This is a genomic window from Streptomyces sp. NPDC004752, from assembly GCF_053601275.1.
The window spans coordinates 37812-48066 of sequence record NZ_JBSGBN010000076.1; the positions used below are offsets into that span (position 1 = coordinate 37812).

At 71.4% G+C, this 10255-nt stretch carries 12 protein-coding genes; 5 read left to right on the forward strand and 7 right to left on the reverse strand.

Annotated elements, in window-relative coordinates:
- Positions 1–176: 176 nt before the first annotated feature.
- Positions 177–1112 carry a hydroxymethylbilane synthase gene (hemC, locus tag ACWEKM_RS28270; protein WP_451624063.1) on the forward strand — a complete coding sequence of 312 codons (936 nt, stop codon included), beginning with the start codon at positions 177–179 and terminating at the stop codon, positions 1110–1112.
- A 15-nt stretch (positions 1113–1127) separates the two neighbouring features.
- Here hemC and ACWEKM_RS28275 read toward each other — a convergent pair whose 3' ends face one another.
- The 4 genes from ACWEKM_RS28275 to ACWEKM_RS28290 form a co-directional block, all read right to left on the reverse strand.
- Positions 1128–1652 (reverse strand): hypothetical protein, encoded by a 525-nt coding sequence (locus tag ACWEKM_RS28275; RefSeq protein WP_451624064.1) that lies wholly within the window; start codon positions 1650–1652, stop codon positions 1128–1130.
- A 189-nt stretch (positions 1653–1841) separates the two neighbouring features.
- On the reverse strand, positions 1842–2702 hold the full coding sequence (locus ACWEKM_RS28280; RefSeq protein ID WP_451624065.1) for an ABC transporter permease: 861 nt from the start codon (positions 2700–2702) through the stop codon (positions 1842–1844).
- Positions 2662–3522, reverse strand: a complete 861-nt coding sequence (locus tag ACWEKM_RS28285) for an ABC transporter ATP-binding protein (RefSeq protein ID WP_451624066.1) — start codon at positions 3520–3522, stop codon at positions 2662–2664. The genes ACWEKM_RS28280 and ACWEKM_RS28285 overlap by 41 nt, the downstream gene beginning before the upstream one ends.
- The gene (locus ACWEKM_RS28290) at positions 3519–3947 is read right to left on the reverse strand and encodes a MarR family winged helix-turn-helix transcriptional regulator (protein ID WP_451624075.1); all 429 of its coding nucleotides are present in this window, start codon (positions 3945–3947) and stop codon (positions 3519–3521) included. The genes ACWEKM_RS28285 and ACWEKM_RS28290 overlap by 4 nt, the downstream gene beginning before the upstream one ends.
- Before the next feature lie 363 nt (positions 3948–4310).
- Here ACWEKM_RS28290 and ACWEKM_RS28295 point away from each other — a divergent pair, with 363 nt between their 5' ends.
- The gene (locus tag ACWEKM_RS28295; protein WP_451624076.1) at positions 4311–5102 is read left to right on the forward strand and encodes an RNA polymerase sigma factor SigF; all 792 of its coding nucleotides are present in this window, start codon (positions 4311–4313) and stop codon (positions 5100–5102) included.
- 30 nt (positions 5103–5132) lie between these two features.
- Here the strand turns inward: ACWEKM_RS28295 and ACWEKM_RS28300 are convergent, their stop codons facing one another.
- Positions 5133–5447, reverse strand: a complete 315-nt coding sequence (locus ACWEKM_RS28300) for an ANTAR domain-containing protein (protein ID WP_451624067.1) — start codon at positions 5445–5447, stop codon at positions 5133–5135.
- Between the two features lie 127 nt (positions 5448–5574).
- Here ACWEKM_RS28300 and ACWEKM_RS28305 point away from each other — a divergent pair, with 127 nt between their 5' ends.
- Complete coding sequence (locus tag ACWEKM_RS28305) at positions 5575–6384, forward strand: VOC family protein (RefSeq protein WP_451624068.1); 810 nt, start codon at positions 5575–5577, stop codon at positions 6382–6384.
- A gap of 345 nt (positions 6385–6729) precedes the next feature.
- Here ACWEKM_RS28305 and glgX read toward each other — a convergent pair whose 3' ends face one another.
- Positions 6730–8850, reverse strand: coding sequence for a glycogen debranching protein GlgX (gene glgX / locus ACWEKM_RS28310; RefSeq protein ID WP_451624077.1), 2121 nt, complete (start codon positions 8848–8850; stop codon positions 6730–6732).
- A 23-nt stretch (positions 8851–8873) separates the two neighbouring features.
- Positions 8874–9386, reverse strand: coding sequence for a pep a2 (locus ACWEKM_RS28315; protein WP_451624069.1), 513 nt, complete (start codon positions 9384–9386; stop codon positions 8874–8876).
- Between the two features lie 303 nt (positions 9387–9689).
- Between ACWEKM_RS28315 and ACWEKM_RS28320 the strand changes: the two genes are divergently transcribed.
- Both ACWEKM_RS28320 and ACWEKM_RS28325 read left to right on the forward strand, forming a co-directional pair.
- Positions 9690–9989, forward strand: coding sequence for a DUF5133 domain-containing protein (locus tag ACWEKM_RS28320; RefSeq protein WP_451624070.1), 300 nt, complete (start codon positions 9690–9692; stop codon positions 9987–9989).
- Positions 9990–10057: 68 nt separating this feature from the next.
- Positions 10058–10255, forward strand: a 198-nt coding sequence (locus tag ACWEKM_RS28325; protein ID WP_451624071.1) for a maltotransferase domain-containing protein, incomplete at its 3' end; no start/stop codon positions are given.

Genomic DNA, 10255 nt, shown 5'->3' on the forward strand with positions numbered 1-10255 from the left:
ACCCGGTGGATGCGGACGCGCCGTCGGCGACAGGGACCGCGTGCTGGTGCAGGGTCAGCCGAAAGGCGGCTGTCCGAGCCGCCGTGATCACCGGGTCCGCCGGGCGGGGGGGGAAGTCCGCCGGTCTGTGGGCAACGGGTCGGTCGGGTGGGGTGATGAGGGTCTATCGTGTCTCCATGGCCGTCCCGGAACTCGTCCGTATCGTCTCCCGTGATTCGCCCATGGCGCTCGCCCAGGTGGCACGCGTCCGTGCCGAGCTGACGGCGCTGTACCCGCGGGTGCGCACCGAGGTCGTGCCGGTGAAGACGACCGGGGACAAATGGCTTGGCGACCTCTCCCAGGTCGAGGGCAAGGGCGCGTTCACCAAGGAGGTGGACGCCGCTCTGCTGGCCGGCCGGGCCGATCTCGCGGTGCACTGTGTGAAGGATGTACCCGCCGACCGGCCGCTGCCCGCGGGCACGGTGTTCGCCGCCTTCCTGAAACGCGACGACATCCGTGACGCACTCATCCACCCGGGCGGTCTGACCCTGGACGAACTCCCGGCGGGCTCCCGCGTCGGCACCTCCGCGGTGCGTCGCGTCGCCCAACTGGCCGCCACCCACCCGCGCCTGGAGTGCGTGCCGTTCCGCGGCAACGCCAATCGGCGACTGGCGAAGCTGGCCGCGGGCGAGGCGGACGCGCTGCTGCTGGCGGTCTCCGGGCTGGAGCGGATCGGGCGGCCCGACATGATCAGCGAGGTGCTGTCACCGGAGACGATGATGCCGCCGATCGGCGCGGGCATCCTCGCCCTGCAGTGCCGCGAGGACGACGCCGACCTGATCGACGCCGTCAGCGGGCTCGGCGACCCGGAAACCCATCGCGAGGCGGCGGCGGAACGTATGTTCCTGCATGTCCTCCAGGGTCACTGCAACAGCCCGATCGCGGGCTACGCACGCGTCGACCGCAGCGGCGAACTGTCCCTGCGGGCCTGTGTGTTCACCCCCGACGGCAAGACCCGGCTGAACGCCCACGAATGGGCCGGCCGGCTCGACCCCGCCACGCTCGGCACCTCGGTGGCGGTGTCCCTGCTGCGACAGGGCGCCCGCGAGATCATCGACGGCATCCCGCACTGAACGCCCAGGGGGCGCTCAGGCCGTGCCCGGCTCCGGCTGGTCCCGCAGGAACGCGCTCACCTGATGGGCCAGGCCACCCTGCCCGGCGCTCGCCGGGGCCGCCGCGAGGGAACCCTCCGCCAGCCCGATGCCGCCCGCCCACAGCCGACGGCCGGTCCACTCCTCGTCGACGCGCAGTTGCACCTGGACGTCCACCTGTGCCAGGGACGCCTCGGCACCGGCCGCGTACAGCACGGCGGTGACCCGGCGCAGCGGGTAGACGTCGAAGCCCTCGATGAACTGGGAGTTGCGCCAGTCGATGAACGCGCCCTCCCCGTCGGGGCCGACCCGGACGTCGATCTGGCCGTCCTCCAGCTGCACGGAGCAGTGCCGCGCGCCACGGTTCTCGACGGTCACCCGGACGCTGAAGTACGTCAGCCCGTCGGCGGCGTCGTCGCGTCCACGCGGCGGCTCCCCCATCTCCAGACGGTGGACGCGGACCCGTAGACCGGCATGTTCGTCGTACTCCTGCCAGTCCCCGACCACGTTCGGCTCGTACACAGCGCCCCTCTCGACCTCGGAGAGCTGCTGTCTATCCGTGCGCTCAGCGCACTGTCAAATGAGCGGATTGCACGGTGGCCAGGTGATTCGCCCGCTTTGATCGCTGATCAAGCGTTGCGCAGCGGGAATCCGCCTGGCGGGCATCGGGGCGGTCCGCCGCGCGTGCCGCACATCACGTCCGCGGCAAGATCAGCGGGCCAGTCGGCCGAGCAGGGACGAGGCCGCGGCGATGCCGAGGACGGCGGCGACGGCCAGCACCCCGAAGTCGAGCGCCGGATGCGCCGGGGTGCCGAGAAGCAGGCCGCGCAGGGCGTCGACCTCGAAGGTCAGCGGGTTCGCCTTGCTGACCGCCTGGAGCCAGCCGGGCATGACGGACACCGGGTAGAGGGCGTTGGAGCCGAAGAACAGCGGCATGGTGATCGCTTGCCCGAAGCCCATCAGACGGTCGCGGCTGAGCACGATGCCCGCGATGGTCATCGACAGGCAGGAGAAGAAGGCGGAGGCGAGGACCACGGTCAGCGCCACGCCGAGCAGTTTCAGCGGGTTCCAGGTGAGCGCGACCCCGAGCAGCGCGGCGATGACGATGACGACGACGGCCTGGATCAGTGACTTCACACCGGACGCGAACGCCTTGCCGGTGATGAGCGCGGAGCGCGGGGTCGGGGTGACCAACAGCTTGTTCAGGATGCCGGCGTCGCGTTCCCAGATGATCTGGATGCCGTAGAAGATGGCGATGAACATCGCGGACTGGGCGATGATGCCGGGCGCCAGGTAGTCGATGTAGGGAATGCCGCCGGTGGGTATCGCCCGGATCCGGGTGAAGGTCTGGCCGAAGATCAGCAGCCACAGTGCGGGCTGGACCGCCCTGGTGTACAGCTCGGTGCGGTCGTGGCGCAGCTTCTGCAGTTCGACGGCGCACATCGCGACCACCCGGGTGGGCAGCACCCGCCAGCCGGCCCGTGGCTCGGGCGGACGCAGCAGCAGGGCCGTGCCGGTGTCCGGGGCGCGGTCAGCCGACGCGGTGTGCGGTGCGGCGGGTGCTTCGGACATCGCGGAAACCTCCTGACTGGTCGTCGAGACCGCTGCCCGCGACGTCGCGGAAGACGTCCTCCAGCGTGGGCTGCCGGTCCGTGGCCGGAGCGCCCTCGGCCCGGCGGCGGTCGGCGAGCCCCTGCCGCAGTTGGGCCGGGGTGCCGAGGGCCTGGATACGGCCGCGGTGCATGAGGCCGATGCGGTCGCAGTACTGGTCGGCCTCGTCCATGTAGTGGGTGGTGACCAGGACGGTCATGCCGGTGACCGCGCGGACGGCGTTGATGTGGTCCCAGACGCCGGTGCGGGCGATCGGGTCGAGGCCGATCGTCGGCTCGTCGAGGATCAGCAGCCGGGGCGCGCTGACCAGGGCCTGGGCCAGCTCCAGTCGGCGGACCATGCCGCCGGAGTAGGTGCTCGCCAGCCGGTCTGCGGCGTCCGTGAGGCCGACGGCGGCCAGGGCCTGGGCGACCCGGTCGGCGCGTTCCCGGCGGGGTATGTCGAAGACCCGGGCGAACAGGGCGACGTTCTCCCGGCCGGTGAGGCCGGCGTCGGCGGACAGCTGCTGTGGGACGTAGCCGAGCAGGCGGCGCACCGCCATGCGCTCGACGGCGGGGTCGTGGCCGAAGACGCGGACCGGGCCTGCGGGGACGGGCAGCAGCGTGGTCATGCAGCGGATCGCCGTGGTCTTTCCGGCGCCGTTGGGGCCGAGCAGTCCGAAGACCTCGCCCTCCCGCACGGACAGGTCGAGCCCGTCCACCGCCCTCGTCTCGCCGAAGGTGTAGGCGAGGGCGGTGCAGGTGACGGCCTCGGCCGGGCCCGCGGTGGTGTCGCGCGTCATGATTCCTCGGCCTCCTCGCGCAGGGTGACGGCCAGGCTGTGCAGCGCCGGGAGCGCCGCGCGCAGGGCGCCGCGTTCCGCCTCGGTCAGCCGGGACATCTGCCGGTCGACCAGGGCGGCCCGGCGCCGCTGCCAGTCGTGCAGCCGCTTGTTGGCCGCCTCGGTGAGCAGCAGGCGCGCGGCGCGCCGGTCGGCCGGGTCGGTCTCGCGGACCAGATAGCCGTCCCTGGCGAGCTGGTTGACCAGGGTCGACACGGAGTTGCCGGCCAGGTGCAGTTCCCGGGCGGCCTCCTTGATGCCGATACCCGGCCGGGTCTGGACCAGGCGGAGCAGCTCCACCTCTGCGCCGCGCAGCAGGGGGCCGGTCATCCCGCTGCGCAGTCGGCGGCGGATCAGCCGCTGGATCCCGACCAGGGCGTCGGCCAGTTCCTCGGAGAAGGTCTCCGCCGCCGCGCGATCGACCTGCGCACGATCGACCTGTGTGGCCTGTGCACACTCCGCTTCCCGACGATCCGTTTCCACTCCGAAAGATTACCTCTGTTACAGAGATAACTCCTTCACGGGAAGTCAAAGGACCAGTCAAGAGGGACCCTCTTGACATCGCGCTTTAGATGGATTTGTTTCGATATGACGGGTCGCGGGAATCCGCAGGGCAGTGCTTCGGACAGGAGGCACGTCCGTGGGGGACCCGGCTCTCCGGCCGCCCCGGCACCCTCCCGAACGGTCCGAGCGCGCGTCCCCCACGCTGTCCGTCCATCCGGCACACGCTGAGGGAGGTGCGCACCCATGATGGGTACCACCACCAGGGCGAAGCCCCATCCGCACAACGACGCCCCCGACACGGCCGCGGCGTTCGAACGGCTCGCGGCACTGTCCGAGGGCCCACAGCGCCGAGCGCTGCGCGACGAACTGGTGCGGATCTGGCTGCCCATGGCCGAACGGATCGCCGTGCGCTTCCGCGGCCGGGGAGAGGCCCTGGAGGATCTCTACCAGGTGGCGGCGCTGGGCCTGGTCAAGGCCGTCGACCACTACGATCCGGCGCGCGGCCGGGCCTTCGAGGCATACGCGGTGCCGACCGTCACCGGCGAGATCAAACGCCACTTCCGCGACCACATGTGGACCCTGCATGTGCCGCGCCGGGTCCAGGACCTGCGCAACCGGGTCCGCGGCGCCGTCAAGGAGCTGGCCTCGGCCACGGCCGGCCGGATGCCCACCGTCGCCGAGATCGCCGAGCACACACGGCTGACGGAGGCGGAGGTACGTACCGGTCTGGAGGCCCTGGAGTGTTTCGCGGCGCTGTCCCTGGACGCGGAGACGCCCGGCTCCGACGGGCACTCCCTCGGGGACACCCTCGGCGCGCCGGATCCGGGATTCGACCTCGTCGTCGACCGGGCGGCCGTGCGGCCCTGTCTTGAGGCGCTGCCGGAGCGCGAGCGCACCATCCTCTACCTGCGGTTCTTCCGCGGTATGACGCAGAGCCGGATAGCCAGCCAGCTCGGCATCTCGCAGATGCACGTCTCCCGGCTGATCAGCGGCTGCTGCGACCGGCTGCGCGAGGAGCTGCTCGCCGAGCCGGGCTGAGCCGCGGGACGGGCCGGGACTACTCCAGGACTACTCTGCGGGCGTGCCCGGCAGCTGTGTCGGCCCGTACCGGTCGAGCGCGTCCTCCAGTTCGGCGCCGATCTCGGGGGGCATGTTTCCCGTACGCCCCCAGATGAGGATCAGCTCGGCGACGTTGCGCAGTTTGATGTTCGTGTGCTGCGAGACCTCCTTCAGCACCGCCCACCCCTGGTCAGGACTCAGTCGGCCGAGCGCGACCACCATGCCGATGGCCTGGTCCACGACGGCATGGGAGATGACCGCTTCCTTCAGCTGGTGGACTTCTTCCTGAAGCTCGAAGACCCGGTCCGGGTCGCCGTCACCCATTCATCCATCGTCGTCACTCGCCCGGCCCCCTGCCACCGGGCCGCTCGACAGGCACGGGAGGGGGTTCCGGTTGGACACTGGTGACAGACCGGTGGCCGCCGGTCTCCGAGATCAGGACGCGACTGTGATGAACCATGACACACCCCTTTCCGGCGGAACGAGGAAGCAGGACGTCATCTCCACGCACTCCGTCTTCGGCGCACCGTGCTGGGTGAGTCTCACCAGCCGTGACCTCCAGGCCACGGCGGACTTCTACTCGGCGGTGCTGGGCTGGCGGTGGCGCAGCATCCGGCTCGGCGACCACTTCCGGATCGCGCTGGCGAACGGGGTGCCGGTCGCCGGGATCGCCGCGGTCGCCGCCATGTGGCAGATGGCGGTGGCGTGGACGCCGTATTTCGCGGTGCGGGACGCGGACCTGGCCGTCAGCCGGGCCCGGGAGCGCGGCGGTACGGCCGCGGTCGGACCGCTGTCGTTCCCGCCCGGCCGGGCGGCCCTGCTCGCCGACCGGGACGGCGCGACCTTCGGGATCTGGGAGGGCCAGCTGATCTCCAACTGGGAGTCGTGGCGGCGCGCGGCGCCGACCTTCATCCGGCTGCACACGCGCAACGCCTTCGACTCGGCCCTCTTCTACGGCGAGATCCTCGACTGGGCCTCGGACATCACCGGCTGCTGCGAGGTCGAGTACGAGGGCGGCGAGGTCGTGCTGCGCAGCCAGGGTGCCGTCGTGGCACGCATCGACTCGGGTGCGGTGGAGGCCGCGCCCGATCCGACGGTCCGGCCGCACTGGCAGATCCACTTCTTCGTGACCGATGTGACGACGTGCGGCCGGGCCGCGGAGAAGCACGGCGGCAGCGTGCTGCGGGAGGACGCCGCCGAGGCCGTTCTGCGCGACCCGGACGGCGCGCAGTTCACGGTGACCTCGCGGCGCGGACGGTGACCTGAGCGGTGACCTGAGCGGTCCGCTTTCGCGGGGAACGTGCCCGCACGGAAGGCTGCCGCCAGCGGTCCGCCGCGAAGGCCGGGCGCGGCATCCCGGCTGCGGGCAGCACGGTGGCTGGTCGCGCAGTTCCCCGCGCCCCCTGCGGAGCACCGCCAGACCCCCGTGGACTCCCGCCCGGCCCAACACCCACACCAGCAGCCACGCTCGACGGACAGAACCCAACACGGGCACCAGCCCGAACGGTCCGCCACGAGGGCCAGGCACAGCATCCCGGGCGCGGGCAACACCGTGGCTGGTCGCGCAGTTCCCCGCGCCCCCCGCGGAGCACCGCCGGACCGCCGCTCAGGCGGTGGTGGTGTGCGACGGGCGGGACAGCAGCGTCAGGCTGCGGGCCTCGACGCGCAGCCGGGTGCCTGCCTTGCGCTCGCGTTCGTCCGGGATCCCGTCGGGGTCGGCGGTGTCGATCAGGGTGGTCCAGCGTTCGCCGTAGGTGTCGTCGGGCAGGCGGAAGTCGACGGGTTCCCAGTAGCTGTTGAGGAGCAGCAGGAACGAGTCGTCGATCACCCGTCGCCCGTAGGGGTCGCGTTCGGCGATGGCGTCGCCGTTCAGGAACACGCCGACCGAGTGCGCGTCGGAGCGCTGCCAGTCCCGGTCGGTCATCTCGCCCGCGTCGGGCAGCAGCCACACCAGGTCGGGCAGCGGCTGTCCGGCGTGGGTGGCCGTCTCGCCGCGGAAGAAGCGGCGCCGGCGCAGAACGGGGTGGGCGGCGCGCAGGCCGATGACGTACCGGGTGAAGTCGGCGAGCGTGCGCTGCTCTTCGGTCAGCCGCCAGTCGATCCAGGAGATCTCGCTGTCCTGGCAGTAGGCGTTGTTGTTGCCGCGCTGGGTGCGGCCGAGTTCGTCGCCGTGGCACAGCATCGGGATGCCCTGCGACAGCAGCAGCGTCGCCAGGAGGTTGCGCTGCTGACGGGCCCGCAGTTCGCGGACCGCGGGGTCGTCGGTGTCCCCCTCGGCCCCGCAGTTCCAGGACCGGTTGACGCTCTCGCCGTCCCGGTTGCCCTCGCCGTTGGCCTCGTTGTGCTTGTCGTTGTACGAGACGAGGTCGCGCAGCGTGAAACCGTCGTGCGCGGTGACGAAGTTGACGCTGGCCCGGGGCCGGCGCCTGCTGTGCGCGTAGAGGTCCGCGGAGCCGGTGAGCCGGGAGGCGAACTCGCCGAGCGAGCCCGGTTCCGCCCGCCAGAAGTCCCGTACGGCGTCCCGGTACTTGCCGTTCCACTCCGACCACAGCGGCGGGAAGTTGCCGACCTGGTAGCCGCCCTCCCCCACGTCCCAGGGTTCGGCGATGAGCTTGACCCGGCTGATCACCGGGTCCTGCTGGATCAGGTCGAAGAACGCCGACAGCCGGTCCACCTCGTGGAACTGCCGGGCCAGGGTCGCCGCAAGGTCGAAGCGGAAGCCGTCCACATGCATCTCGGTGACCCAGTAGCGCAGCGAGTCCATGATCAGCTGGAGTACGTAGGGGTGCCGCATCAGCAGGCTGTTGCCGGTGCCGGTGGTGTCGTAGTAGTGCGCCCAGTCGCCGTCCACGAGGCGGTAGTACGAGGCGTTGTCGATGCCGCGGAAGGAGAGCGTGGGGCCGTGTTCGTTGCCCTCGGCGGTGTGGTTGTAGACCACGTCGAGGATCACTTCGAGCCCGGCCGCGTGCAGCGCCTTGACCATCGCCTTGAACTCGTTGACCTGCTGGCCGCGGGTGCCGAACGCGGCGTAGGCGCCGTGCGGCGCGAAGAAGCCGATCGTGTTGTAGCCCCAGTAGTTGGACAGCCCGCGGTCCTGGAGCACGCCGTCCTGCACGAACTGGTGCACCGGCATCAACTCGATGGCGGTCACGCCGAGCGAGGTCAGGTGCGCGACGACCGACGGGTGGGCGAGCGCGGCGTAGGTGCCGCGCAGCCGCTCCGGGACATCGGGGTGGGTGCGCGTCAGTCCGCGTACGTGTGCCTCGTAGACGACGGTCTCGGCGTACGGCCGCCGGGGCGGGCGGTCGTCGCCCCAGTCGAAGTACGGGTCGGTCACCACGCCCAGCATGGAGTGCCCCGCGCTGTCGGCCGGGGCGGGGCCGAAGGGGGCCCGCTCGTAGAGCGAGGCATGGTTGTCGATCTGTCCGTCGACGGCACGCGCGTAGGGGTCGAGGAGCAGCTTCGCCGGGTTGCACCGGTGGCCGAGGCCGGGGTCCCAGGGGCCGTGCACGCGGTAGCCGTAGCGGCGGCCCGGCCCGATCCCGGGCACATGGCCGTGCCACACGAACCCGTCGACCTCCGTCAGCGGGACGGGGGTCTCGGTGCCCGCGTCGTCCACCAGGACGAGGTCGACGCGTTCGGCGACCTCGCTGAACAGGGCGAAGTTGGTGCCCTGCCCGTCGAAGGCGGCACCCAACGGGTAGGGGTGCCCGCTCCACACGGGCACCCCTGACCGGGACTTCGGTGCCGTCACCGGGCGCCCTCCAGGGCGGCCATCGGTGCGCCCGCCGGGGCCGCCAGTGCGGCGACCGGCATGTCGCGCGGCACCCGGCGCATCTGGCGCAGGCTGGGCGCCGGGGGCGTCGGGACCAGGGGGACGCGTTCGCCCGCACGGGCCCGCTGCGAGAACCAGATGATCTTGCTGCCGGTCTCCGACGCACAGCACCCCCAGCCGTCGCTCATCGCCGCGATGCGGGCCAGGCAGGCCCGCAGATCCTGGTCGGGGCGCAGCTCACGGTCGTCGTCACCGACGGCGGTGATGAGGTGCTGGCCGTTCCACCACATCTCGATCGACGCGTGCTTGTCCGCGGCATGTTCGTCGATGGCTTGCAGCAGCAGTTCCGCGCCGCTGCGGACGGGGACCACGAGGTTCTCCAGGTCCCAGTAGCGAAGGTGGGCGGCCAGGATGCGGCTGACCTGTCCCACCCGCTCGGGGCTGACTTCCACGTCGAGGTGGTAGTAGCAGGGCACTGCGGTCTTCATCGTCGCTTGCTCCTCACCGGCGAAACTCCCGCTCGTCATCGCCCCCCACGGGCATGGGCCCCGATCACGGAGCGTCGAGCGCTGGTCGCTTCTGAGTCAGATCCACAGTGGCGGCACTACGCCATTCGTGCAACACGAGACCACCCAAGGTGGTTGAAGGACCAACAAGACGCTGCGTGCTCATGCGTGCACCATGGGTGAAATGCCTCGATCGCCGTAACGGATCCGTGCCGCTTCATGCCCGGAGTCCACCCGATCGTCGGGAGACGCGTCCGGTCGAGAACGTGGAGGGTGAACAGGGCCATGCTGATACCCGCGAAGGCCGAGGTGGCCAGGCAGTTGCGACGGTACCGGGCGGGGGAACGCGCGATGCTCGCGGCCCCGTCCGACCTCGCGGTACGGGCCACGTTCGAGGACGCGGGCTACACCCTGTGCGTACTCATGGGCAGGCGCTGCGCGCGGGAGACCGCGGAAGCCGCCGAACGCTGTCCGCGCGGCGGCCGAGGCGGCCGCCCGCGGGAGCGGGGCAACCGTGCGGGCCGCCGGGGGCGGGATCCGGCGGGCGCCCCCGTGAAGCCGCGTTCCAGGGCGGCGGGGCGCTGAAGGTTCCCCGACCACGGATCCACGGCCGGGCCCCGGGCCCGGCTTCGCGCACGGCGGAGGTGAGACCCATGAGTGCGACTGGGGCCATAGGCAGGGTCCCGATATGCGACGTCCGGCCGGCCGTGGAGTGCGGCAGGCGCCCGGCGAAGGCGGTCGTCGGGGAGACGTTCGAGGTGTCCGCGACCGTGTTCCGCGAGGGCCATGACGCGCTGGGCGCCAATGTGGTGCTGTGCGATCCGCAGGGCCGGCCCGGCCCATGGACCCCG

Bases quoted from the DNA above. Each gene is read 5' to 3' on its own strand.
- hemC (WP_451624063.1), top strand. From the start codon at position 177: ATGGCCGTCCCGGAACTCGTCCGTATCGTCTCCCGTGATTCGCCCATG.
- ACWEKM_RS28280 (WP_451624065.1), bottom strand. From the start codon at position 2,702: ATGTCCGAAGCACCCGCCGCACCGCACACCGCGTCGGCTGACCGCGCC.
- ACWEKM_RS28285 (WP_451624066.1), bottom strand. From the start codon at position 3,522: ATGACGCGCGACACCACCGCGGGCCCGGCCGAGGCCGTCACCTGCACC.
- ACWEKM_RS28295 (WP_451624076.1), top strand. From the start codon at position 4,311: ATGGGTACCACCACCAGGGCGAAGCCCCATCCGCACAACGACGCCCCC.
- ACWEKM_RS28300 (WP_451624067.1), bottom strand. From the start codon at position 5,447: ATGGGTGACGGCGACCCGGACCGGGTCTTCGAGCTTCAGGAAGAAGTC.
- ACWEKM_RS28305 (WP_451624068.1), top strand. From the start codon at position 5,575: ATGAACCATGACACACCCCTTTCCGGCGGAACGAGGAAGCAGGACGTC.
- ACWEKM_RS28315 (WP_451624069.1), bottom strand. From the start codon at position 9,386: ATGAAGACCGCAGTGCCCTGCTACTACCACCTCGACGTGGAAGTCAGC.
- ACWEKM_RS28320 (WP_451624070.1), top strand. From the start codon at position 9,690: ATGCTGATACCCGCGAAGGCCGAGGTGGCCAGGCAGTTGCGACGGTAC.